23 protein-coding genes are annotated in these 24,840 nt (G+C 45.5%); 11 read left to right on the top strand and 12 right to left on the bottom strand.

Features of this window, described 5'->3' with window-relative positions; translation table 11 throughout:
* Positions 1-140: 140 nt before the first annotated feature.
* Positions 141-839 carry an HAD family hydrolase gene (locus QUA74_RS09425; RefSeq protein WP_333327307.1) on the bottom strand — a complete coding sequence of 233 codons (699 nt, stop codon included), beginning with the start codon at positions 837-839 and terminating at the stop codon, positions 141-143.
* Between the two features lie 496 nt (positions 840-1,335).
* Here QUA74_RS09425 and QUA74_RS09420 point away from each other — a divergent pair, with 496 nt between their 5' ends.
* Both QUA74_RS09420 and QUA74_RS09415 read left to right on the top strand, forming a co-directional pair.
* On the top strand, positions 1,336-3,465 hold the full coding sequence (locus tag QUA74_RS09420; RefSeq protein WP_333327304.1) for a diguanylate cyclase domain-containing protein: 2,130 nt from the start codon (positions 1,336-1,338) through the stop codon (positions 3,463-3,465).
* On the top strand, positions 3,446-3,979 hold the full coding sequence (locus QUA74_RS09415; protein ID WP_333327301.1) for a GNAT family N-acetyltransferase: 534 nt from the start codon (positions 3,446-3,448) through the stop codon (positions 3,977-3,979). The genes QUA74_RS09420 and QUA74_RS09415 overlap by 20 nt, the downstream gene beginning before the upstream one ends.
* Before the next feature lie 20 nt (positions 3,980-3,999).
* On the opposite strand, the gene hppD is transcribed toward QUA74_RS09415, so the two are convergent.
* The 4 genes from hppD to QUA74_RS09395 all read right to left on the bottom strand — a co-directional run bounded on the left by hppD (position 4,000) and on the right by QUA74_RS09395 (position 9,097).
* Positions 4,000-5,061, bottom strand: coding sequence for a 4-hydroxyphenylpyruvate dioxygenase (gene hppD / locus QUA74_RS09410; RefSeq protein WP_333327299.1), 1,062 nt, complete (start codon positions 5,059-5,061; stop codon positions 4,000-4,002).
* 401 nt (positions 5,062-5,462) lie between these two features.
* On the bottom strand, positions 5,463-6,170 hold the full coding sequence (locus QUA74_RS09405) for an SDR family oxidoreductase (RefSeq protein ID WP_333327297.1): 708 nt from the start codon (positions 6,168-6,170) through the stop codon (positions 5,463-5,465).
* Positions 6,171-6,373: 203 nt separating this feature from the next.
* Positions 6,374-7,783: an NYN domain-containing protein gene (locus QUA74_RS09400; RefSeq protein WP_333327294.1), complete on the bottom strand. Its 1,410-nt coding sequence runs from the start codon at positions 7,781-7,783 to the stop codon at positions 6,374-6,376.
* Between the two features lie 42 nt (positions 7,784-7,825).
* Positions 7,826-9,097, bottom strand: coding sequence for an APC family permease (locus QUA74_RS09395; protein ID WP_333327292.1), 1,272 nt, complete (start codon positions 9,095-9,097; stop codon positions 7,826-7,828).
* Positions 9,098-9,358: 261 nt separating this feature from the next.
* On the opposite strand from QUA74_RS09395, the gene QUA74_RS09390 reads away from it, so the two are divergent.
* The 4 genes from QUA74_RS09390 (at position 9,359) to pstB (QUA74_RS09375) (ending at position 13,332) form a co-directional block, all read left to right on the top strand.
* On the top strand, positions 9,359-10,384 hold the full coding sequence (locus tag QUA74_RS09390) for a PstS family phosphate ABC transporter substrate-binding protein (RefSeq protein ID WP_333327289.1): 1,026 nt from the start codon (positions 9,359-9,361) through the stop codon (positions 10,382-10,384).
* Positions 10,385-10,558: 174 nt separating this feature from the next.
* Positions 10,559-11,488, top strand: coding sequence for a phosphate ABC transporter permease subunit PstC (pstC, locus tag QUA74_RS09385; RefSeq protein WP_333327286.1), 930 nt, complete (start codon positions 10,559-10,561; stop codon positions 11,486-11,488).
* A 123-nt stretch (positions 11,489-11,611) separates the two neighbouring features.
* Positions 11,612-12,535, top strand: a complete 924-nt coding sequence (gene pstA / locus QUA74_RS09380) for a phosphate ABC transporter permease PstA (protein WP_333327283.1) — start codon at positions 11,612-11,614, stop codon at positions 12,533-12,535.
* Complete coding sequence (gene pstB / locus QUA74_RS09375; RefSeq protein ID WP_333327280.1) at positions 12,529-13,332, top strand: phosphate ABC transporter ATP-binding protein PstB; 804 nt, start codon at positions 12,529-12,531, stop codon at positions 13,330-13,332. The genes pstA (QUA74_RS09380) and pstB (QUA74_RS09375) overlap by 7 nt, the downstream gene beginning before the upstream one ends.
* A gap of 52 nt (positions 13,333-13,384) precedes the next feature.
* On the opposite strand, the gene pstB (QUA74_RS09370) is transcribed toward pstB (QUA74_RS09375), so the two are convergent.
* The 3 genes from pstB (QUA74_RS09370) to QUA74_RS09360 form a co-directional block, all read right to left on the bottom strand.
* The gene (gene pstB, locus QUA74_RS09370; RefSeq protein ID WP_333327277.1) at positions 13,385-14,200 is read right to left on the bottom strand and encodes a phosphate ABC transporter ATP-binding protein PstB; all 816 of its coding nucleotides are present in this window, start codon (positions 14,198-14,200) and stop codon (positions 13,385-13,387) included.
* Positions 14,201-14,383: 183 nt separating this feature from the next.
* Entirely contained in the window at positions 14,384-16,309 is a 1,926-nt protein-coding gene (pstA, locus tag QUA74_RS09365) for a phosphate ABC transporter permease PstA (protein WP_333327274.1), read from the bottom strand.
* A 482-nt stretch (positions 16,310-16,791) separates the two neighbouring features.
* Positions 16,792-18,234 carry an IS1/IS1595 family N-terminal zinc-binding domain-containing protein gene (locus QUA74_RS09360; protein ID WP_445302135.1) on the bottom strand — a complete coding sequence of 481 codons (1,443 nt, stop codon included), beginning with the start codon at positions 18,232-18,234 and terminating at the stop codon, positions 16,792-16,794.
* Positions 18,235-18,409: 175 nt separating this feature from the next.
* Here QUA74_RS09360 and QUA74_RS09350 point away from each other — a divergent pair, with 175 nt between their 5' ends.
* The 4 genes from QUA74_RS09350 to QUA74_RS29845 all read left to right on the top strand — a co-directional run bounded on the left by QUA74_RS09350 (position 18,410) and on the right by QUA74_RS29845 (position 20,762).
* Complete coding sequence (locus tag QUA74_RS09350; protein ID WP_333327271.1) at positions 18,410-19,918, top strand: UbiD family decarboxylase; 1,509 nt, start codon at positions 18,410-18,412, stop codon at positions 19,916-19,918.
* A gap of 193 nt (positions 19,919-20,111) precedes the next feature.
* Entirely contained in the window at positions 20,112-20,399 is a 288-nt protein-coding gene (locus QUA74_RS09345; protein WP_333102255.1) for a type II toxin-antitoxin system HigB family toxin, read from the top strand.
* Entirely contained in the window at positions 20,396-20,632 is a 237-nt protein-coding gene (locus tag QUA74_RS09340) for a hypothetical protein (protein ID WP_333327268.1), read from the top strand. The genes QUA74_RS09345 and QUA74_RS09340 overlap by 4 nt, the downstream gene beginning before the upstream one ends.
* Positions 20,625-20,762: a DUF6888 family protein gene (locus QUA74_RS29845; RefSeq protein WP_445302134.1), complete on the top strand. Its 138-nt coding sequence runs from the start codon at positions 20,625-20,627 to the stop codon at positions 20,760-20,762. The genes QUA74_RS09340 and QUA74_RS29845 overlap by 8 nt, the downstream gene beginning before the upstream one ends.
* Before the next feature lie 32 nt (positions 20,763-20,794).
* On the opposite strand, the gene QUA74_RS09335 is transcribed toward QUA74_RS29845, so the two are convergent.
* The 4 genes from QUA74_RS09335 to QUA74_RS09320 form a co-directional block, all read right to left on the bottom strand.
* On the bottom strand, positions 20,795-23,215 hold the full coding sequence (locus QUA74_RS09335) for a tetratricopeptide repeat protein (protein ID WP_333327265.1): 2,421 nt from the start codon (positions 23,213-23,215) through the stop codon (positions 20,795-20,797).
* A 104-nt stretch (positions 23,216-23,319) separates the two neighbouring features.
* On the bottom strand, positions 23,320-23,811 hold the full coding sequence (locus tag QUA74_RS09330) for a hypothetical protein (RefSeq protein ID WP_333327262.1): 492 nt from the start codon (positions 23,809-23,811) through the stop codon (positions 23,320-23,322).
* Between the two features lie 120 nt (positions 23,812-23,931).
* Positions 23,932-24,144, bottom strand: coding sequence for a helix-turn-helix transcriptional regulator (locus QUA74_RS09325; RefSeq protein WP_333327259.1), 213 nt, complete (start codon positions 24,142-24,144; stop codon positions 23,932-23,934).
* A gap of 20 nt (positions 24,145-24,164) precedes the next feature.
* Complete coding sequence (locus QUA74_RS09320; protein ID WP_006635455.1) at positions 24,165-24,377, bottom strand: helix-turn-helix domain-containing protein; 213 nt, start codon at positions 24,375-24,377, stop codon at positions 24,165-24,167.
* Positions 24,378-24,507: 130 nt separating this feature from the next.
* On the opposite strand from QUA74_RS09320, the gene QUA74_RS09315 reads away from it, so the two are divergent.
* The gene (locus QUA74_RS09315; protein ID WP_333327256.1) at positions 24,508-24,750 is read left to right on the top strand and encodes a hypothetical protein; all 243 of its coding nucleotides are present in this window, start codon (positions 24,508-24,510) and stop codon (positions 24,748-24,750) included.
* The last annotated feature ends 90 nt before the right edge of the window (positions 24,751-24,840 follow it).

Genomic DNA, 24,840 nt, shown 5'->3' with positions numbered 1-24,840 from the left:
AACTATCAACTGTCATTAGTTATTGGTAATTGTTAATTGGTAACAATCAACTAACTACTAACACCTAAAACCTACGAACCAACCAATAACAATTAACCAATAACAATAATTAACCACTGCCAACAGTCAACAGTCAACAGTCAACTGACAACTGACAACTGATTATCTAAAATAATCTCAACTGCTTCGCTCAAATTGTTGGCAATTAAATCCGGTTGGTGCATTTCTAGTTGGGTACGATCGCGAATTCCGCACAAAACACCTATTACCTTGATACCGTGGGTTTTTGCTGCTACAATATCCGCCTCCGTATCCCCCACCATCCAAATGTCAGAAGCAGGCGGCAGTTCGGCGAGAGCTTTTGCCATCAACAGCGGCTTATCTTTGACATCCCCGGTTTTAACGTAATCGTTGGGGAGGCAATAGCGGCGGTTTTCTGGGAAAAAATGCCCTAAATTGCAGCGGTTGAAGGCTTCGTCTAGTTCCCTAACGCGGCGCATGGTCATCACAGCTAAGTCTACTCCAGCGCGCTGCACCTTTTCGAGAGTTTCCAGAGCGCTGGGGACTGGTTGATCGTAAATCATGTAGGGTAGGGTGTGGACGGTTTGACGGCGTTTCTGAGCAAAATCGCGCGCTTGGGCTGCGTCTAATCCTGAGAGGATGGCAATTTCGGTTTCGGGAACCCGCGCGCGCTTCATGTCCCAAAACTCGGCTTTGGGGAGTTCGCGCACTGGTTGGCCCGAACGCTTAGTCTCGGCGAGACACTCCTGGTAAACTCGGTAGTAGCGATCGGACACGTCCATGATCGGGCCGTCAAAGTCGGTAATAAGTCTCAGCATTTAGCAGAGTGTTTTTAAGTTTTTATACAAATTCTTCGATACTATATCATTTAAAGGTAACACTTTCTTTACAAAAATTGACACAAATACCTAGGGGAGGTAAGGTCTATAGGAATGGTGCTAATTAAAGGAAATTTTTGAATTAAACTGTGCTGTTCATCAACTTTAGCGGTTGTAAGCCATATCGGGGAATTTAAAATTAAAATGTGTCGCACAAATAGTGTAAACCGCTACATATTCTTCATAAATCTCAACCTCTATCGAGGCTGGTTTTGACTGCGCTTTCTCCAAAAAAGTTGATCCTATTAATATTTGGTTCCCTTTTTAAAATAAGCAAAAAACAGCTTGGAGAATCCCAAGTGTACTGTTTGCATAAATTAGCCAGCGGTAACAGGTGAAGACATATGCCAGTAGAAAAATTCCCATGATAAATCGCAGCCAAACAACAACTAACTTTACCGGCTAACCTTTGAGAGAGATGCTCTACAATAACGAGATGCTTCCAACATTGACTGTAGAGAGCAGCCCAAGAAGTATTAATATTCTTCTTTATAAGCTGTTATCCTTACGCAGGATTGAATACCTCACAGTCGATCGCGAACTTAAGATTAAAGAAATATCTGTGAAAGTGCAAGATTTTGCCTACATTCATGAGGAAGTAGGCGAAGGAAAAGACGTGCGCGATTGTTTTCCCGAATTAATGGGAATTGAAGGAATCCTGGAAGATATTATTGAAGAAAGACAGCAAGATTGCCAGTTAAAATCAATTAGCCGAGTTCTCGAAGACGGCTCTTATTTGTATCTAAATTTGTACATATTTGGTTATAAGGGACAAGCGAATGCTGACAGATTGATTATTTTATGCGAAGATGTAACAGATAGCATGGGAGCTCAGCCAACCATGCTTCAGGCTGCCAACAAAACAAGTATTAAAGGCGATCACGTAGCTGCTGCTGGCGATTATATTGACAAAATTATTAATTCCCTAGGCGATGTTTTGTTCGTAACAGGAACATCGGGCCAAATCAAAAAAGTGAATCAAGCTGCACAGCAATTATTTGGATATACCGAATCGGAATTAATCGGCCAATCCATATCCATGATTACGGCTGAGGAGGAATTGTTACGCAAAGTCAGCCAGCTACCTCCTGCACTTAAAAGCGAATATTGGCCTCAAGTAAAAGTAGCTTGCCAAACGAAAATAGGTTTAAAGGTGATTGTTGCGTTTTCATGCTCTAATTTTGAGACAAGCACAGGAAGCAAGGATGCAGATAGGGAGGTTATACAAGATTTTGTTTATATAGGCAAAGACATTACCAAGCAACAACGCATAAAAAAGTGTCAAGAAGCACAGTATGCTGTGACTCATATCCTGTCAGAATCAACTTCTCTAGATAGCGCAACTCCGAAAATTTTGCAAGCTATTTGCCAAAGTTTTGGGTGGGATTTTGGCGAACTTTGGACGCCTGCAGAGGGGGAGAAAGAAACTAGATTGGGTGAAGAAATAAAATCTGAAAAAGATCCGCTTTGGTGCCTGCCGCTTTGCTGTCCGATCGAGGAAAATCCTTGTTGGCGGCGGGTGGCAGTTTGGCAGGCAGCGGAGGAAGTTAGGGAGTTTGCCGAAAACGATCAGCAGATTACTTTGGCTGCGGGTGAGGGTTTGCCGGGAGCGGTTTCCAGAAGCGGTTCTACGCAGTGGATTACTGATCTTGTGGGCGATCGCAATTTCGTGCGATCGCGCTTGGCCGAGGAAGCGGGACTGCGATCGGGATTCGGTTTCCCCATTCACGCTAGGAGCCAAGTTGTAGGAGTAATGACTTTTTTTTGCCGGGAAGAACTGCCACCGGATCAAGATTTACTTCAGATCATAGCTGTGGTAAGTTCTCAATTAGGGGAATTTGTCAAGCGCAAATATGCAGAGAAAGAATTGCAAGAAGCTGAAGCTTCAATCCGATTTTTGTACGAACAAGAAAAACGTCAAAGTGAAGAATTAGCTCGGCAAAATTTAGCTTTAGAACAAGCCAAATTAGAATTACAAGCAGCGAACATGGAATTGCAGCGCCTCGCTTCGGTGGATGGATTGACTCAAATTCCCAACCGCCGCTGTTTTGACAAAAAATTGGAGTTACAATGGCAGTTGATGGAGCGAGAAAAAGAGTCGCTGTCTTTAATTTTGTGCGATATCGATTTTTTCAAACTTTACAACGATCATTACGGGCATCAAGGAGGCGACGAATGTTTAAAACAAGTAGCCGAGATTTTAGCTAGCAACGCTCAGCGGGCAGGAGATTTAGCCGCTCGCTACGGGGGCGAAGAATTTGCGGTAATTTTGTCACGAACTGATGTGCAAGGAGCAAAGCAGGTAGCTGAAGCAATTCGCAGCGGTTTGAAAGCAGCGGCAATTTTTCATGCTGCTTCCAAGGTAAGTAAGTTTATAACTCTTAGTATGGGGATCGCTACTACTGTACCTGGTGCTGGTTTATCGATTGAGGAGTTAATTGGACAGGCCGATCGAGCGCTGTATCGAGCTAAACTAGAAGGGCGCGATCGTATAGTTTGCCTAGACTTGAAAAGAGAATTTCAGGGCCCGAAAGGAGTATTTTCTGATGATTGTGAGAGAAGCTAAAATCGCTGACGCACCTGCAATAACACGGGTGAATCTAGATACTTGGCGGACAGCTTACCGAAAAATTGTACCAGCAGATTACCTCGCGCAACTGTCCTATGAAAAAGCAGAAAGCCGTTGGCAAGAAATCCTGACAAACGTCAAAAATACTGGGGTTTTTGTCTGCGTTGCTGAGAATGACTCGGAACAAATTGTGGGTTTTGCTGCGGGTGGTGGCGAGCGAACTGGCAAATATGTATATAAAGGAGAATTATTTGCCATCTATATTTTGGAGGAATATCAGCGTCAAGGAATCGGACGGCAACTCGTGAGAACCGTTGCCACAAAATTGGCAGAATTAAGTTTGAACTCGATGCTTGTTTGGGTACTAGGAGACAATTCAGCCTATAAATTTTATGAATTGTTAGGAGGTGAAAAAGTAGACGAACAGCAAACAAGTAGAGCCGGAGTTTCACTCAAAGAAATTGCCTACGGGTGGAAAGATATCGCACTGCTGATTAACACGCCTGTCTGACTTAAAAACTGGAACTTTTGTCAATCATCGATCAAACTTCCCCTCTTCATTTGTTCCCGTTCTATCGCCTCAAACAAAGCTCGAAAATTCCCCGCCCCAAAACCTCCAGCTTGCACCTGTTTGCCGTTAACTAAACTAACTCGGCGCTCAATAATCTCGAAAAAGAAAGTCGGTTCTGCAAAAATTGGCTGGGTAAAGATTTGCAGCAGCATCGCTGCGGGAGTATCTTCTTGCCAATCGGCCAAAACTTGACAAGCTGCAATTTCTTGCCAATCTGCGGGCAAATAGTTTTGTCGCTGCTGCAATTCGGAGTAGTATGTTGGAGGAACCGGTAGAAAAGGCAAACCGCACGATCGCAAATCGGCAACAACCCCCACGATATTATTAGTTTGCAAAGCCATGTGCTGAATTCCCGGCCCTCGATTTGCACTCAAAAACTCTTGAATTTGAGAATTAGCTGTTGCCGGTTCATTAATCGGGAATTGCACCCCACCTTCAGCATGCACCATAACTTGGCTCCGCAAAGCCGATTTCTCAGTCTGAATGTCAAAATTTTGCTGCGGTTGAAAAGCTAATATTTTTTGATACCAACTCACAGCACTTGACAAATCGCCCGATTCAACATTTAACACTACGTGGTCAATCCGGGTAAACAGCGGCCGCTGATCCGAAGCCGATAGCAGTGAATGGCTGCCAATTCGCTCAACGAGCGTATGGCTTAAATCTCCCCAGCCCGCGATTTTTGCCCGCTTAAAATAGCCTCCTGCGTTTAGGTCTTCTTGAATGGGTTCCAGGATTTTAGCGCCTTGTGCAGCCGCTCTAGCTATCACTAATTCGATATTTTTTACCCGAAAACCTACATCGGCAATCCCTGGAGGATGAAACTTCAACCAACTAGCAGCGGGACTAGCGGGTGTCAGGGGCGAAGATAAAACAAAACATACATTGCCGCTGCTGACAGCTTCAGTGTGAGTGTGGCTATTGGCATAACCTGCTATTGATTGAAAGCCTAACTGGCTGACAAACCAGTCGCGGGATACTTTAGCGTTTTCAACGTAAAATTGAATGCGATCGAACTCCATAATCAATAATTGAAAATGGAAACTGAAAAATGGAAAATCTGCTGATTTTCAAGGCGAAACTGCAAGGGAGGGACTGAGTAATGGATATTTTTCATACTTTTTATTGCGCGCCCAGTTAATAATAACCTAAAGATTGAATATCCTCGCTCCCTCTGAAGGCAGAAATAAGTCGGCAATTAAAAGAAACCCCGTGTCTGCCATAGCTTCGCTTTGACCGCTAAGCTTTCGCCAATAGGACTAAGGCCAAAAAATGGTTTGACGTGCTACTTATATGGGTAAGGTGCGCGAGCCCGTACACCCTACATAATTAAGTGCTGTACAAGTTCTCAAACCTAAAAATCTCATAATTTTTCTTGCCTGCAGCTTCCGCTGCCTTCTGCCTTCAAATCACTCCTCAATAGCTAAAAGAACAAATGACTTTCCGGCTGAATATTAATCTCCATCGGCACAGCTTGCGGGTGAGCCGAAAGAGCAAACATAATCGCATTTGCAGCAGTTTCGGTACTCAGCATTTTTGACCTGTCTACCTTCAAACTCACATTATCCCAAAACGGAGAATCCACCCCGCCAAAATAGAATAGTGTAAACTTAATGCCGTAGCGTCGCAGTTCATCTGCCATGCACTTGCTGAAACCAACTACCCCAAACTTTGAAGCGCAATAAGCGGTTCCCATCGCCATCGAATGCTTGCCCAAAATCCCGATGACATTGCAAATGTGGCCGGATTTGCGCTCTTTCATCACATTCGCCGCTGCTTGAGACGTGTAAAAACTGCCTTTCAAGTTCAAGTCAAGCATGGCGTCTAAATCCGTCGGTTCTAACTTGTTCCACTGCTTGAGAATTCCGGCACCAGCGGCGTTTACGAGAGCATCAATTTGTCCGAAATGTTCCACAGTTGTCTGCATCAGCGTCTCGACTTGCTGCAAATCGGTGATATCTGTGGGCACGCACAGTACCTCTGTTGCCGAAAGTTCGCTAGCTAAAGCGTCTAACTTGCTGCTGTCTCTGGCTACGAGCACTAGCTTCGCACCCGCATCGGCGAGTTGGCGGGCCACCGCTGAACCGATGCCGCCAGTCGCACCCACCACAACTACAACTTTGTCCTGCATATCCCTTTACATATCTTTACGTCCCGATTGTATGATAACTCAAGTTGCTAGTAATGGGGATGCTTATATATTTTAATTTTTGGCGTTGCTGATTTACGGTATGAAACGTTAAATATGCCCGTCATAAAAACCAGTATCCACAAAGCTTTTGGATTTTAAAGTTATTTTTTTCATACCCTGATTAAGCAACGCCTAATTTTTAATTAATTGAGGGAAACTTGCCAGCCTTTGTCGGCTTTTTTTAGCTGGAGAGAAGCGCAGGATTGCAAAAATTTAGTAAATTTCCTACCGAGATTAAAATCTTTAATTATTTGGGTAATTTGTTTGCCGTATTGTCTGTGAAATTCGCTGCCTACATTGGAAAGAAATACAGAATTGTCAGGAGAGTTGCCGGTTAAGTCACCAACTATTTTGACAAGAGCTCTTTCCAAGTCTTCCAAAGAATTAATATCTGTCAAACTTGCAGGTGCTGCCTGGTGGTTATTCAGAGTCTCTTGGCTCAGTATTGGCGGTGGGGGCGACAATCTCACTTCAAAAAGAGTAACATAAGTTTGAGAAGTTTCTGATGGTTTGTGGAGGACAAAATCCGTGGGATATTTGAGAAAGATATCCCTGGTTTTAGTGCCGAGCAAATGATGGGCAACAACTTGATTGAGGACTAAACCATGATTCTCCTTAAATAAAGCTGAAACAGTAGAAAGTTTTATCCACTGAGCTGATGTGCGTTTTTGTTCTTTTTTGATTAATTCCTTTAGCTGAATAACTAATTGTTCTAGGGGTGTAATTTCCGGTATAGTTACCAGGGAATGGGTTTCCACTTGTCCGGTTTTGCTGTTTAAAACTATAATTTTATCTATTTGTTTGCGGACTTGAAATACGGTTAATCCGTGGGCTTGCAGTGTATTGCTGAGGTGAGTGAGGGCGCGATCGGACGAACAGACAAAAATCTCTTTCGCTGTGGGATAATGTACGAAAATCGATGCGCCGACTGTAGCCATTTTTAAGTCGGCGCTGTCTTTGCCGGGGGGGACGTGAATCAGTTGATAGCCGCGCTGGTGAAATTCGGCATCTTTCTTGCCCATGCTGCGCCAATTGGCAAAGGCAACTTTGATTTGGATGGGATAGTGGCAAATTCCCTCTAGGAATTTTTCGGTTTCGATGGTGAGTTGCAAGTTTTCGACATCTAGCAGCAAGATAGCAATGCCCAGAGGAAGCGAATTTGTTTGATTGGTGGTGGGAGTGGGAGGTTTTGAGGAAACTGAGTTTTGTGATTTAGCGGGTGCTGTTTCAGATTGGGCTAGCTGCTGAATTTTGGCACATAATTTGCTGAATTGAGGAGAATTAACGAATTCTGGAACCAGCAGAATTTGTAGGTATTTTTTCGCAGTCAGCAGCAGGGAATCTGTATCGCTGGCTACTGTGAAACTTTTTGTCAATTTTCCAATCAAAACTGACTGAAAATCAGGTTTTGCCCAGGGGGTGTTCCTGTATTTTTCAGCTATCCATTCGGGATGCTTTTCCTGAATGGTAATTAGTGTTTGAGCGATATAGCGACTGATGGCGCTGAATGCGGGAGATTCTTGAGTCGCAAGCTCGGGAGTTCGATCGGGCATGACCCTCTACAATGCGGGATGCTGTTTCAATTTATCACACTTCTAGTTTCTCGCCGGGAGTCGGACGATCGCCCGCCAAATTAAACCGGCGGCAATTAATGCCAATCCTGTCAGCCAAATTTGCCTCTCCACCCAGAAAGCCAGAAACAGACAATTCCCCAAACCCACCCAAGCCAACCACTGCGGATAAAGCCTTTCGGCGGGGGAAAGTTGCAGCGCGGCGAGGTTGGTGATAGCGTAGTAAATCAAAACGCTAAAAGCGCTAAATGACCAAGTGGTTTTGACATCGCCGACGAGGATTAAAAGTGCGATCGTAACTTCCACAACCACCACAGCCACGTAGGGAGTTGTCCCCGAAGGATTCAGCCGCGCCAAGACTCTCGGCATATCCAAGCGCCGCCCCATCGCCAGCCAGATGCGCGACAGCCCTAAAATTAAGTTCAGCAAGACTCCCAACATAGCGGTAATTGCACCGACGGCTAGCAGTTGAGAAACTCCTGGAATTGGGAAACTGCGGGCGATGACTTCCAAAGGTGCAGTCGTACCGCCTATTTGTAAAGACAATTTATCGGCTCCCCCCGCACCCGCGACAACTACTGCTACCCCCACGTAAAGCAGCATTGTCAGCACCAAAGTGAAAATTATGGCTTTGGGAATGGTTTCCCTCGGTTCCCGCACTTCCTCGCTCATGGTGGTGATGCGGGCGTAACCGCTATAAGCGACAAACATCAGGGCGGTGGCCTGGAAGATGGAGCCGATCGAGCTATCATTCTGTAGGGCGGGCATTTCCCACCTTACCTCTGGCAAACCGACAGCAACAAACACTGCTAAGGATAGAAGTGTAACTGAGACTATGGCAGTATTCGCAATATTCGATCGCCTAATTCCCGTTAAGACAACCAGAGTGAGGGTGGCGAGGGCGAATAAAGCTGTTAGGATTACGTAAGTGCGATCGGTTACACCAACTGCATTTAAAAAATACCCTGCAAAACCTAAAGCAGCAGTAGCCGCAGAAGCCGTTTTCGCCAACAAAAACATCCAGCCGGCAGTGAAACCGAGCCAAGGATTGAGATATTTGTAGCCATATTCATAAGTACCGCCGCTAACAGGATGATTTGCTGCTAATTGAGCACTGTTGAGGCCATTGCAAACAGCCACTAAAGCCGCAATACCTACAGCCCAAATCACTCCCGGCCCAGCAATTTCCGCAGCAATGCCGATACTCACAAATACTCCGGTACCGAGGATTGAGCCCAGGCCCATGAGAGTTGCGCCGAAAACACCCAACTCTCGCTTCAGCAGTGGTGAAGACATTTTTGCAAAAAACCTTACAAAGTTTTCAAGACGATCGCAAATCGCACATTTAAAAAGACTATTGTCGCTGCCGTTTCTAGTTTAAGCTTTTTCCCGATCAATTTTATAGTCATCAAAAGCTTTGTTCAACAGTCCATTATCTCAGTTAGTGGGAAAAATTTAAACTGTTCATAATCTAAATTAATTCAAAATTTAAAGATCGACTGTTATCCTCCTATAGGATTCGCTGCTCATCATACTTAACGCACAGGATCAAATTATATGGCGCTCAATTTGATGAAATTTAAGCTTAACGGCTTGACAATAGCGGGTGCATCGGCATTTGTAGCTGCGGCGATCGGTATGTCAGTCCCAGCGATTCAGGCTCAAGGACAAAGAACAATTAAAATCGACGGTTCCAGCACCGTCTACCCGATTACCGAAGCAGTCGCTGAAGAGTTCCAAAAAACCAACAAAGGCATACAAGTTACCGTGGGCGTCTCCGGTACGGGTGGCGGCTTCAAAAAATTCTGCCGCGGCGAAACTGACATTTCCAACGGTTCCCGACCGATTTTGAAAGCGGAGATGCAGGCTTGCGCTCAAGCTGGGATTAAATATATAGAACTACCCGTTGCTTATGATGCTTTGACTGTCGTGGTTCACCCCCAAAATACCTGGGCGCAAAACTTGACAGTTGCCGAACTCAAGAAAATGTGGGAACCCGGAGCTCAGGGCAAAATCAATAATTGGAACCAAATCCGGGCGGGATTTCCCAACGCACCTCTGAAGCTGTTTGGTGCGGGTACTGCTTCTGGAACCTTTGACTATTTTACTGAAGCGATCGTCGGCAAATCTAAATCTAGCCGGGGCGACTACACGGCCAGCGAAGACGACAATGTGTTAGTCAACGGTGTTTCTCGCGACAAAAATGCCATAGGCTACTTCGGCTACGCTTATTACGAAGCAAATAAGGGCAAGCTCAAAGCAGTGGGAATTAATGGTGGCAAAGGTGCAGTATTGCCTTCTACGCAGACAGTGCAAAATGGCAGTTATCAACCGCTATCGCGTCCTCTGTTCATCTACGTTAATGCCAAGTCAGCAGATAAGCCGGAAGTGAAGCAGTTTGTCGAATACTATATCAAAAACGGTGCTAAACTAGCGAGCGAGGTCAAGTACGTAGCTCTACCTCCCCAGGCTTATACAACTGCTATGAGTCATTTTACAAAGCGTCGTGTAGGCACTATTTTCGGTGGCGAAGAAGCTGTAGGTTTGACGATTGAGGAAATGTTGAAGCGCGAAGCCAGATAGCAAGTTTGTCGGTATTTATTTAGTCAGCAGTCATTAGTTACGGGAGTAAATCCAGATCGTGGCGCTGTATTTACTTACAAAAATTATATCTATATTTCGGGGTGCAAATCGGAGAGTCACGACTAATGACTGATGACTGATAACTAATAACCAATGACTAATTGTTGATAACTAATGGCTCAAAAATCAGTGAAATTATCCAAACAAGCCGCGTTTTCCCCAAAGGTAGTGAGGGATTTACGCGAAGGCGCGATCGCCTTCTTGCTGTTCCTTGCAGCCTTTTCATCGGTACTAACTACTTTCGCTATTCTTTACATCCTAGTTTCGGAGTCCTTGGGTTTCTTCCAAAAAGTTTCTTTGGTGGAATTTCTCACGAGTACAGAATGGACACCGCTGTTTTCCGAGCCTCGCTACGGGATTTTGCCCCTAGTTTCGGGTACTTTGGTAATTGCGGGAGTTGCAATGATGGTGGCAATTCCTATGGGTACAATCATTGCGATTTACCTGAGCGAATTTGCTGACAGTCGGGTGCGAGAGGTGATGAAGCCAGCGTTGGAATTGCTGGCGGGAGTTCCCACAGTAATCTACGGTTACTTTGCCTTCTTATTTGTAACCCCGCTATTGCAGAAAGTGCTGCCAGGTTTACCGGGCTTCAATATGTTGAGCGCTGGATTGGTGGTGGGGATTATGATTGTACCCTTCATTAGTTCGATCGGCGAAGATGCAATGCGATCAGTGCCAGTATATCTCAAAGAAGGCGCTTATGCAATGGGAGCAACACGATTTCAGACAGCAACGTCGGTAGTTTTTCCCGCTGCACTTTCAGGAATTTCTGCTTCTTACATTTTGGCAATTTCTCGTGCTGTGGGCCTTACAATGGTCCCCGCGATCGCCTCTGGTTTGCAGCCAAATTACACCTGGAATCCAATGGAACCCGGTGCTACAATTGCTTCTTATATCGTGCAAGTGAGTCTCGGCGATTTGCCGCACGCCAGCATAGAGTATCAAACAATTTTTGTGGCCGGGTTGACCCTAGTGTTGATGACTTTGGTATTTAACATAATTGGGCATTTTCTGAGCAAGCGTTACAGAGAAATTTACTAATACTAGGGAAGGGTAAAAAGCAAGTTTTGACTTTTGAGTTAAAGAGTTGATAATTCACAATTGAAAAGTCAAAACTACTCACTAATTACCAATAATCAATTGCCAATTACTAACTACCAAAATATGGCAGTAAAAAATATACAGGAAATCAGAAAAATAATTGCAAAAGCTAAGCTCTGGGACAGCATTTTCGCTGCGATAGGCTTATTGTTTATGCTATTAGGCGTGGTTGTCCTGTTAGCATTAATCATTGATTTGGCGATCGACGGTCTACCGCGTCTTTCCTGGCAATTCTTGACATCCTTCCCCTCCCGTCGCGCGGAAAATGCAGGCGTACTGTCTGGTTGGGTAGGCTCGACTTTAGTAATGTTAGTAACCGCTTTAGCCGCAGTTCCCTTGGGTATTGCGTCGGGTATTTACTTGGAAGAGTACGCCAGGAAAAATTGGGTTGCTGATTTTATCGAAATTAATGTCACTAATTTAGCAGGCGTTCCTTCAATTGTTTATGGACTTTTAGCTTTAGGTTTCTTTGTATATCAATTAAACTTGGGTCAGAGTATTCTCACCGCTGGTTTGACTTTAGCACTGCTGATTTTACCAGTAGTAATTGTTACTACTCGCGAGGCACTTCGGGCTATTCCTAATGAGATCAGGGAAGCTTCCTACGCCACAGGCGCTACCAAGTGGCAAACGATTTCGGATCACGTTTTGCCATACTCCGCTGGCAGTATTATGACAGGAGTAATTGTGGGGTTGTCAAGGGCGATCGGAGAAACAGCACCTCTGATTACAATTGGAGCCCTCACCTTTATTGCCTTTTTGCCAGACTCTCCCCTGCAAGCCGAATTTCCTTATGTTTCCTTTAAATGGCTGATGTCACCCTTCACAGTCATGCCCATGCAAATGTTCAACTGGGTATCGCGCCCGCAACCGGAATTTCAAAACAACGCCGCCGCAGCAGGCCTCATAATACTGGCGATGACCTTGGCAATGAATGGCTTGGCAATTTATCTCCGCTATATTTTCCGCAAAAACATCAAATGGTAAAAAAAATCACAACCAACTCTTCGTCTTCAACTGCCGTTAAGGCAAAAGCTGAGGTCAGAAATCTGAATTTTTTCTACGGTTCAACTCAGGCACTGAAAAACATCAACCTAGTTGTGGATGATAAAAAAGTGACCGCGCTGATTGGCCCGTCTGGCTGCGGCAAAACTACGCTGCTGCGGTGTTTCAATCGGATGCACGACCTCTATCCCGGCAATCGCTACGAAGGGGAAATCTTGCTGGACTCCGATGAGATTAATATCCTCAGCCGTAAGGTAGATCCCATCGAAGTTCGGATGCGGATCAGCATGGTGTTTCAAAAGCCAAATCCTTTTCCCAAGTCAATCTATGAAAATGTAGTCTACGGGTTGCGGGTGCGAGGTCAAACGAAGCGCAGCGTCATGGATGAAAAAGTCGAAAAAGCTCTGCAGGGCGCAGCTTTGTGGAATGAAGTAAAAGACAGATTAAATGATTTGGCGTTTAATCTTTCGGGAGGTCAACAGCAGCGGTTGTGCATTGCGAGAGCTCTCGCAACCGAACCGGAAATAATTTTATTTGATGAACCAACTTCTGCGCTCGACCCGATCGCAACTTCCAGCATCGAAGCTTTAATTGCCGAGTTGAAAGAACAAGTGACAATTTTAATTGTCACTCACAATATGCAGCAAGCCGCACGGGTTTCTGACTATACGGCTTTCATGTATTTAGGCGAAATGGTGGAGTTTAATCAAACTAAGACTATTTTTAACAATCCTGCCAAGCAGCAAACGCAAGAATATGTAGAAGGTCGATTTGGATAATCAATGACTGAATTAAGGTGCGTTATATCTACTTGTAACGCACCTTAATTTTTTAATTAATTACACTATCTATGCGGCTGTAAGTACCCACATAATCACAAGTCGTTTTATGTTGAGGACTGAGAAATAGAGAAGGAGCTGAAGCATACTCTACAAGTTCGCCCACTCGCCTTCCTTCTTGAATCTTGATATTGAAAAAGGCAACAAGATCAGCAACTCTTGAAGCCTGCTGTAAATTGTGCGTGACTATAACAATTGTGTAATGCTTTTTAAGTCGGTTAATCAATTCTTCTATGCGTAAAGTTGAAATTGGATCGAGCGCTGAACAAGGTTCATCCATCAAAATCACCTCTGGTTGCAGTGCTAAGGCTCTAGCAATGCAAAGTCGCTGCTGCTGGCCCCCTGATAAAGTCATAGCATTTTTATTAAGCCGGTCTTTTACTTCATCCCACAGCGCTGCTTGACGGAGAGAATCTTCGACAAGCTCGTCAATATTTCCCCGATAGCCGTTGACGCGAAGTCCCAAAGCGATGTTCTCGTAAATAGATTTGGGGAATGGATTGGGTTTTTGAAATACCATACCGATGCGGCGGCGAATCTCTATGAGATTGAACTCTGTGATGTCTCGATCGTCAAAAGTAATTTTTCCAGTTACTTGGGCGCCTTTAACTAAGTCGTTGATACGATTAAAACAGCGCAGCAGAGTAGTTTTTCCGCAGCTAGAAGGGCCGATAAATCCTGTAACTTGATTTTTGTAAATTTCCATATTGATTCCTTGTATGGCTAAAGTGTTATTGTAGGATACGGATAGTTGCTGGACGCGCAAAATAGCTTCTAGGGGGGTTGGCAATTCAAAATCTGTTTGCATAGGTACAAAGAAACTGGCGACTGGGGATTGGGAATTGCGGATAGGGGAGTGCAAGAAAAAACCAATAATTTATCCGTTACACTCCTAATCCTTGATTTTTCGGTTTACAGGGTGCGAAAATTTATTTCTACTGGGGTGAGATTTTACTTCGCAATTACGGGTTGCTAATTGCTTTTTGATACTTTATGCTTGTTTTTTGCTATAGCAATCTCGCAATATTATAGCTGAAATGTTCATCACAAATAGAATGCCAATTAGCAAGATAATTGCTGCTGCTGCATTTTGTTGGAAATCGGCTTGACTTCGAGAAACCCAGTTAAATATTTGAACGGGTAGAGCGGTAAAAGGACTGTGCAACCCCTCCAGAGATAAAGCAGGCGTAAAGGTAATAAAAGCCGATGCACCTACCGCAATTAGCGGGGCTGTTTCGCCAATTGCGCGGGAAAGGGATAAAGAAATTCCCGTTAAAATACCGGGCATTGCAGATGGCAGGACTAGATGCCACAAAACCTGCCACCGAGTCATTCCTGTAGCGGTGCCTCCTTCGCGCAAGCTATAGGAAACGGCGCGCAGCGCTGAACGAGTAGCTATAATTATTGTGGGTAAAGCGATTACTGATAGAGTGAGGGACGCAGAAAGTAAACTGTACTTGCCAGTCAAGAATCCTAATCCGTGAACAAATACTCCCAGCCCTAGCAAGCCATAAATAATAGAGGGCATTGCTGCTAAATTTGCAATGTTAATTTCGAGGAATTCGCTAAATAGATTATTGGGGACGTATTCTTCGAGATAAATTGCTGCTCCTACTCCAATGGGGGTAGCGAAAATGGCAGTTAATCCCAGCAAGCAAAAAGTTCCTGCTAAGGCTACGTAAATTCCTCCTTCTTCGGGATTTCTGGAAGCAAATGACGTGATAAATTGCCAGTTAAGACGCGAGAGACCATCTTGAGAAACATCAAATAATAAAAGCCCGATAACGGTTATTAGAACTAAAGGTGGAATAGCTGTGAGAATTATGAATATTCGATCGACGAAGTGACGTTTGGCGAAATTAGACTGAAAAATGTGAGGAGAATTTGGTGTTTTTTGAGGGGAGTATTGATCGATATCTGACCGGGAATTAATCGCTAAAATTTCTTGATTGCCCTCCGGGCTGGAGAGTGGGAGTTCTAACATTAGAACGCGGTGGCGCCGGACAAGCAAGTGACTCAGTGTGTTAAGGAGCGATGTCATCAAAAATATGACAGTTCCTACTGTGAAAATAGTGTGAAATTCTAGCGAATTTATAGGTACATCGCCCAAACTTACTTGAATGATAAAAGCAGTCATGGTCGATACTGGTTCTAGCGGATTTAGAGCCAAATGGGGATTTTGTCCGGCTGCAATGGAGGCGATTAGGGTTTCTCCCAAACAGCGAGAAGCTGCTAATGTAAAAGAGGCGACGATGCCGGGAAATGCGACGGGTAAAATTATTTTAGTGATAATTTCAGGTTGAGTAAAACCTAAAGCATAAGCGGCTTCGCGTAATTTATGAGGTACATTGTGAATGGCGTCTTCACTCATTGAAGATACGATAGGTGCAATCATTATGCCAGTGACTAAACCTGCACTTAAAGGACTAAACCCGGCTAGAGTGGGGATAATTTTTTGCAGCAGCGGGGTGACAAATAACAGAGCAAAATAGCCATAGACTACAGTGGGGATTCCCGATAGAGTTTCTATAAATGGTTTGAGCAGATAACGCACTGTATGGGGAGCATATTCGCTGAGGTAGATGGCGGTGAGCAAGCCAATAGGCACGGCAACAGTCATGGCGATCGCCGTTGTCAACAATGTGCCGCTGGCAAGTACCATAATGCCAAAGGTTTTATTGGGAAACAGTGGCGTCCACTGCGTATCTGTCAAAAATCTCCACAAAGGTACTTCTTGGAAGAAAATTGCTGTTTCATAAATCAGGACTGTAATAATTCCTAGGGTGATCAATGCGGGAATACACCCAAGTATCGCCAATAGAACGTGTAAAGCATACTCTTCCCACATAGCTGAGGTTAAATTGCGCTGCCAAAGCTTAGACTCAGGGGGTGGCAGATGCGAAGGGGCAGTTTTCATTTAAACCTGGGCTTTTGATTGTTGGCGATCGAGAGTGTATTGATAGTTTAAAAATAATTAATTTTTCGTGCTAGTTAGTGAGGGATTAATTATTATTCAGTAATTGAGTCGCTGCAAACTGACTCAAAAATTCAGCTTTAAAAACTAATAACTAATGATTGCTAGTAGATGGTTATTTAAAACAACTGATGTCCTCTGATAATTTATCACAATAGCTAATCAAAAATGGTTAAAAATAGGTAAGCAATTCGATAACAGAGGGTTAAAACCTCGGACTGGTTGAAAGAAAAGTGGGCCGCCCCATTAAAACCTGACAGGCGAAAAGTTGTCTGTTTGACCTCAATCTTGAATACGATCGCCAGGGAGTACATGAGCGTAGTCGAAGGGCGAGTGTGGCCTAAGCACCTTGGCGACTGCTATAGCTTGTAAGGTACGTCCAAGCGCACCTTACCCTCACAATATATGACTTTGGAGTCATATATTTAATCCGTAACTTTGGCGATCGCCACTTGATGCTCCTTACCCTTTTTCTGAACTTTAAATTTTTGGCATGACTGCAAAAAATCGTAAAAATTGCTACCCAAATGCAGCGATTGCAGCTTTTTAGTAATCGGTTGACCGTATTGCTTGTGAAATTCGGTGGCTACCTGGTTAATGCCAATGTAATTGCCTGGAGATTTAGCAGTTAATGCCAGTACAATATTTTCTATAGATGCTTCCAGGGCGGCTGAGGGATCTGTTTTTGAAGCTGCTGCTGCTTTGGGAGCGATCGCCACTTGATGTTCGTTACCGAGCAATTCCATTTTGAAAACAGACGGACGCGATTTAAAATAATTAATTAGACTAGAATCAGGCAAAAACTTTTTCACAAGTAAATCGGCATGACACTGATATTTCGTATAAAATTGTTTCTTGATTCTTGTGACGAAAATAGCATTTTGTTTTAACTCAACTATCGCTTTCGCAATCATTGCTACAAGTATCTTTTCTAAATCATCCAGCGAATTAATCCCAATTGAATTGACTGACTTGGTTTCGGGAACTTTTTGGGATTCAATATCTAGATCCACGACAAGAGGAGTTACACACTCTTTAGTCCCAGAAGAAATTTTGTCTTCTGCTGAATCCGACAGTGCAGCAGGGGAAGTTGTAGAAGGGAAAACAATAGTGTGGCGCTCTTGAAAAAGCTCAGCCACAGTAGAAAAACGAGCGATTCGCTCATCAATAGATTTGTGTTCAGCCTTCAACAACTCTGTAACTTGATTAGCCAATTCTTCAAAACTAGGGATTTCCTCTTCTCTTTCGCAAGAATAGTGCTTGCTCTCACCATTCTGACAGTTTTCTACAGACAAAACAGAATTTTGCCGACGCACCCGAAAGACAGTCAATCCCTGATTTTGCAACTGATTGCAAAGATGATTTAACAAACCATCCGAAGAACAGACAAAAACTTGTTTTACATCCCGATATCGATATAAAATAGCAGCGCCAAAAGCAATCATTTTACCATCCGCACTATTAGCACCGCCCGGAACGTGAATCAGTTCGTAACCGCGATCATAAAGTTCAGCATCCAACTTGCCGATACTTGGGTTTTTCCAGTTAGCAAAAGCAATTTTAACTTGCAGGGGATAGTCGCACAAACCCGCTAAGAATTGTTCTGTATTAACCTTAAGTTTCAGATTTTCGGCATCTAACAGCAAAATCGAAATCCCGCCGGACTCTGTGGTTGTTGCAGACTCGATTCCTTGCGGGATAGCTTCGCTTAACTCTGTTTCGGTGCATTGGCGACTGAAAGACTGCGGACTCAACCGCTCAAAAAAATGTTTGCGGCAAGCTTTGCAAAGATACCGCTGGTGCCCGTTGGGACGGCCGTTTTTACGAACTTCGTCTGATTCGCATCTTGGACATTTCATGTAACCCATTATGCAGCCTACTCCTGAACCGAACAAGGCATTACCTATCTTCTTCTTTCTCTTTCTTGGCGCCCTTCGCGTCTTCGCGGCTCGTTAAATAGATATTCTTTGAGGGGTTCAAGAGTAAATTGTGGCAGTCGATCGGCTCATAATAACAAAAGAACGTTAACAATTCTTAAAAAAAATGGCTAGAGACTTACGGGGATTCCTAAAACTACTCGAAGAACGGGGACAACTGCGCCGGATTAGCGCCTTAGTCGATTCCGACCTCGAAATTGCCGAAATTTCCAACCAAATGCTGCAAAAAGGTGGCCCTGGACTGCTGTTTGAAAACGTCAAAGGGGCCGAATTCCCCGTCGCAATCAACCTCTTGGGTACGGAAGAGCGCGTTTGCTGGGCGATGAACATGGAAAAGCCGATCGAACTAGAAGAGCTCGGCAAAAAACTGGGAATGCTGCAACAGCCGAAACCGCCGAAAAAGATTTCCCAAGCGATAGAATTCGGCAAAGTGTTGTTCGACGTAGTGAAAGCCAAACCGGGCCGCGACTTTTTCCCAGCTTGTCAGCAAGTGGTATTTGAGGGAGAAGGGGTGGATTTGAACAAAATCCCGATGATTCGCCCTTATTCGGGAGATGCGGGCAAAATTATCACCCTGGGTTTGGTAATTACCAAAGATTGCGAAACGGGCACTCCGAATGTGGGGGTTTATCGGTTGCAGTTGCAGTCAAAAAACACGATGACTGTACACTGGTTATCGGTGCGGGGCGGGGCGCGACACTTGCGGAAAGCGGCGCAGGCTGGTAAAAAGTTGGAAGTTGCGATCGCCCTTGGAGTCGATCCCCTGATTATTCTCGCCGCAGCAACCCCAATTCCTGTAGATTTATCGGAATGGTTATTTGCCGGACTTTACGGCGGTTCCGGCGTGCAATTGGCGAAGTGCAAAACCGTAGATTTGGAAGTACCGGCGGACTCGGAAATTGTGTTAGAAGGAACGATTACGCCAGGGGAAGTTCTGCCCGACGGGCCCTTCGGGGATCACATGGGTTATTACGGCGGCGTGGAAGATTCGCCCTTGGTGCGGTTCCACTGCATGACGCACCGCAAAGACCCGATTTATCTGACCACATTTAGCGGGCGGCCGCCGAAAGAAGAAGCAATGATGGCGATCGCGCTTAACCGTATTTATACCCCTATTTTGCGGCAGCAAGTATCGGAAATTGTCGATTTCTTCTTACCGATGGAAGCCCTGAGTTATAAAGCGGCAATTATCTCGATTGATAAAGCATATCCCGGTCAAGCGCGCCGGGCTGCTTTAGCATTTTGGAGTGCATTACCGCAGTTTACTTACACTAAGTTTGTGATTGTTGTGGATAAAAGTATCAACATTCGCGACCCGCGTCAAGTAGTTTGGGCAATTAGTTCTAAAGTTGACCCGGTTCGGGATGTATTTATTCTGCCGAATACGCCTTTTGATACGTTAGATTTTGCCAGTGAAAAGATTGGTTTGGGAGGCAGAATGGGGATTGATGCTACTACGAAGATGCCGCCGGAAACCGATCACGAATGGGGGGAAGTTTTGGAGTCCGATCCGGATGTGGCCGCGATGGTCGATCGGCGTTGGGCTGAGTATGGTTTGGCAGATTTGAATTTGGGAGAAGTCGATCCGAATTTGTTTGGATATGAGATGAAGTAGGGGAAGGAATCGTAAAGGCGTAGAGGAGAAGGGGAGAGAGAATTTCTCCCTTTTTTTTCGGGAGTTTGATAAACTGGATTTACGCATTTTAAGGTAATTCTGTCATTTTGAGCGAAGCGAAGAATCTGGCTCGATGCTTCGTTGACAGGACTAACGCCAAAAATTAAAGAGGAGGAGGCATGAGTAAATTAATATGCACGTGATCACCCGCAAACGGCTGAATGAGTTTGCTAAACTTCATCCAGATACAACAAATGCCTTGGTTCAGTGGTACAAACTCGTCAAACAAAATGAATTTGCGACATTCGTTGAACTCCGCGAAATATTTCCATCGGCGGATCGAGTCGGGAAATTGACTGTTTTCAACATTGGAGGGAATAAAGTTAGACTCATTGCTGCTATTCATTACAATCGGCACAAAGTCTACATTCGAGCTGTATTAACTCACTCAGAATACGATGAAGAAAGGTGGAAAGAATGATGCAAAGTCTTAATCTCGATCAAACAATTGGTGCTTGGTCATCCATTGCTAAAATGGTTTTTGTCCCTCACACCGAACAGGAATACGAGCGTTTAGTCGAACTACTAGATAGCCTTATCGAGCGAGTGGGCGAGGATGAAAGTCATCCCCTGGCTTCGATGATGGACGTTATTGGTGTTTTAATCGAAAACTATGAAGCTGAACATATTCCTGAATTAGAAGAGGTTGTGTAACTCACTATTCCGCTGTGATCCACAAAGCGATGAAGTTTACATTTTCGCAGGCGACGAATTGCAAATCATTGTCTTCCTGTCTGGAAACTGGAGTTTTGTAGATGAAGCGATGCGCCAAAAATTTGAGTGAGAAATTGGCAACAATCGTTCTAGCAGTAACAGCTACTCCGTCTCCCGAACTCGCTTAACCATTGCTTGCGTTGTTGGATGCTGGGAAAGTTGCGAGTCTTGACCAGTTGATGTGGCCTGCTGGAGAAAATTAATGAAATTCCTACAAACTCTTTGGGTGTCGGGATGATTCTTCCCCAATTGGTTAAACAAGATTTCTAATGCTCCCAGAAAAAACGGTTCTGCCTCCGGGTAGCGACCCATTGCATAGTAGAGCCATGCCAGATTGTTCAAACTAGCTGCCGTATGAGGATGGTCGGCTCCGAACTGCTGCTCGTTAATCGTGAGCGATCGCAGATACAAGAATTCCGCCTCGGGGTAGCGTCCCATTGCATGGTACAGATGTGCCAGATTGTTCAAACTCGTTGCCGTATGAGGATGGTCGGCTCCGAACAGCAGTTTGTTGATAGAGAGCGATCGCACTAACAAGGGTTCTGCTTCCGGGTAGCGTCCCATTGACTCGTATAGCCCTGCCAGATTGTTCAAACTCTTTGCCGTAGTGGGATGGTCGGCTCCGAGCTGCTGCTCATGGATAGAGAGCGATCGCACTAACAAGGGTTCCGCCTCCGAGTAGCGTCTCATTGCACGGTATAGCTCTGCCAGATTGTTCAAACTCTGAGCAGTATGGGGATGCTCGGTTCCTAGCTGCTGCTCTATGATGGCGAGCGATCGCACTAATAACGGTTCCGCCTCCGCGTACCGTCCCGTTGCATAGTACAGAGTTGCCAGATTATTCAAACTCATAGCCGTGTGGGGATGCTCGGCTCCGAGCTGCTGCTCTATGATGGCGAGCGATCGCACGAAGAAGGGTTCCGCCTCCGAGTAGCGTCTCATTGCACAGTATAGCTCTGCCAGATTGTTCAAAGTCGGAGCGGTATTGAGATGGTCGGCTCCTAGCTGCTGCTGGTAAATAGAGAGCGATCGCACTAATAACGGTTCCGCCTCCGCGTAGCGACCCATTGCATAGTACAGGGCTGCCAGATTGTTCAAACTCATAGCCGTCTGGGGATGGTCAGCTCCGAGCTGTTGCTCTATGATGGCGAGTGATCGCACTAATAACGGTTCCGCCTCCGGGTAGCGTTCCATTGCACGGTATAGGTCTGCCAGATTGTTCAAACTGGTTGCCGTACCGGGATGGTCGGCTCCGCAGCGTTGCTGTGTCATCTGGAGACAAGCTTTGAACCACTTCTCCGCCTCTACCCAAGAACTCTGTCCCTGAGCAACCCACCCTAAGCTCGTAAAAGACCACACAGCATCCTTATCTTCCAGCAAATGCGACCATTGCTCCGCCACCACCTCCAAATGGGGCAGCGCCTCCTTCACCCGTTCCTGCACCTCCAGCGTCACAGTCTGCGGAATCGTCTTCGCCACCGCTGTCAGCACCACTGCAAAGTTGCTCCGCAAAATCTCAGTATCGGCGCGCCCCTGCAATTTTGCCGCAAAAAACTCCCGAATCAAACCATGAAGTTGATAGCGTGGCTGCACCAGCCCAGATTGACCCGAATCTGAGGTTTCATCCTCCACCAGGGACAGCAAACTTTGTTCCAGCAGTTCGTAATCCCGACAATCCTCCAACTCCTCCTCATCCCAATCCGGCAAACACTCAGCTACCAACTCCCAAGGAATCGGAGCCAGAGCAAACACGCTCAGCAGACACCCCAGCGTCCGCGCCGGAGATTTCAACTCCGCCCAACTCAACTCAAAAGCTGCCGCCACTCCGCGCCTAGCCGTCATCCCAGCTTCCGCCTCCCGCAATGCCCGTGCCTCCAATCGCTGACTCTGCAACCGTTGCAGCATTTCTGCCAAGGACAGCGCCCGCTTGCGCCGCAGATAGCGCCCCACCAGTTCAATGCCCAAAGGCAAATAATCCAACCACTGACAAAGCGCTTGAGCATCTTCAAGCTGGGCATCAATCCGTCCCAGCCCGTTTCCCGGCAAATCCCCAGCCGTCAGCCGCAGCAAGTTTAGCGCCGCCTCTGGTTTCAAAACTTTTAACGGCAAACACCCCACAGGCGACGGCACAAATTGTCGCGCTGTCAGCAACACCTTAAAGCGGGGATTTCTAGGCAGCAACCGCTGCACCGCGCGGTAATCGTTGACATCATCCAATACCAGCAGAGCATTGCCAGAGGTTTGTTTTGCCCACTCTTCGTAGCAAAACTGCAACCGTTCCTCCAGATTGTCGAGAGTATCCGGCGGCTGAATTCCCATTCGCAGCGCTTTCTGCAACACCTGCGGCGCTAAATCGTTGTCCCGGACAAACAGCCACCAAATCCCCGCTGGATAGGTGTTGTGTTCGCGGTGAAAGTTTGCATACTGCCATGCCAATTCTGTCTTGCCGATGCCGCCCATTCCCGACGCAGCGGCAATGGCAACGCGGCTCCCATCCTGCAACAATCCGTGCAACTGCTGCATTTCCTCATCCCGTCCGACAAAGTTTTTTGAACCGAGTTCAGAGGGAATATCGTATAGTTGGTAAAAACTTGTGAAACCTGGATTAGGTGTTTTGGGCTCCAGGTCTAAGACTTTTTTGCAAATACCTTAGCCCATTTCCGAAACGTTGGGAAATGCTGCTGTAAAACATTCTCTGTATCCAATTCTGCCTCGTAGGAAATTCCTACAAACGGCGGAATGCTTGAGATTACGCCTTTAAGTTTCGCGGCCGCTGTCGGTCCCGGTTGGTTTAGCTTGTCCCGAATTTCCTGCAAAATCTGAACTACCTCATCGGGATACTGTCGCCGCACTTCAATTTGTCCAACTTCTTCGACAATCTCGGCAACAATAACCTCAGCCTCATGTTCGGGAATTTCTTCTGTTTTCGTTTGCCGAGCGAAAACCTGCCAATAATCCTCTTCCTGCTCCCGAATATCCTTGCGTAGCTCTCGAATTTGCAGTTTAATTCGGATCTTGTCTTCTTGCGGTGCTAAATTTAGAGCCTTCTGCTTGCCCACTAATTGCTCTTGCAGCAATTCCAAGTTTTCTTCTATGTCAGACAGACGATTAATTGGCATTGATATAACTCCGGCAGACTGAACAACTCCTGACTCTAGTCTACAGCCGGAAAATTCCAATATACGCAAGTATCGTGTAAAAAGTGCTAACGCAAGAGCCGTCGTTTACGCACAATCAGTTTACTGTTCCAAAATCTCGACTAAATCTTCGATCGCAATATCGAACGCACTGGCCATCTTGTCCAAAGCTGTGTAGTCAACGGTAGCCATGCCTGGAGAATTGGCATAGGTAATGATCGTGGTATATGGAATACCTGTTCTGTTGGAGACTTCTGTCAGATTCCAACCCTTCTCTTGAGCAAATTCTCGAACTCGCAGCCTAATTCGTCCCATATTCCCAGCAAAAAATCAGCCTACTCTTCCAAAATCTCAACTAAATCTTCGATCGCAATATCAAACACGCGAGCCATTTTGTTTAAAGCTGTGTAATCTACCGTTGCCAGCTTGGGAGAATGGGCATAGCTTCTAACCGTACTGTAAGGAATGCCCGATCGCTCAGAAACTTCTTTCAACGTCCAACCCTTCTCTTCAGCTAGTTCTCGAACCCGCAACCGAATTAGACCCATCTTGCACTTGACAGTCGATACGAACGTATCATAAGATTAATATTATCAAATTAGCGATCGCCCCCTGACCTGAGAAATCTAGAGCGATCGCCTTTCATTCACCACCCACAAAAGTGGGAAGGATTTTCCTATGATACCAAAACAATCGACATATCGCGATCGACTTCAACCTTGGCATCTAATTCGCCACCTCCCCAACTGTCAGCGGTTAACAGTCGCCCGTTTCGCCCGCCGCCCCGATGCCGAATCTTACTTGAACGCGCTGCGCCGCTTAATGCCGGCAGTCCCGCATACAATTGTGTTCGTAAATGCGGTGTCTGTATTGGATGAAAACAGCGTTCCAATTCAAACACAATTGCCGCTCAAAGTTTAAGCGTTAAAAAGTGTGCTGCGGGAGAAATCGACTTAAAATATTTAGATGAATCAGGATTTTGTGCTCCCAAGCGAACCGAGTTACACTTAT

Origin of the sequence: Microcoleus sp. LAD1_D3 (assembly GCF_036702135.1) — a bacterium.
Classification (GTDB): Bacteria; Cyanobacteriota; Cyanobacteriia; order Cyanobacteriales; family Microcoleaceae; genus Microcoleus.
This window is presented reverse-complemented; position numbering and strand designations above follow the sequence as displayed.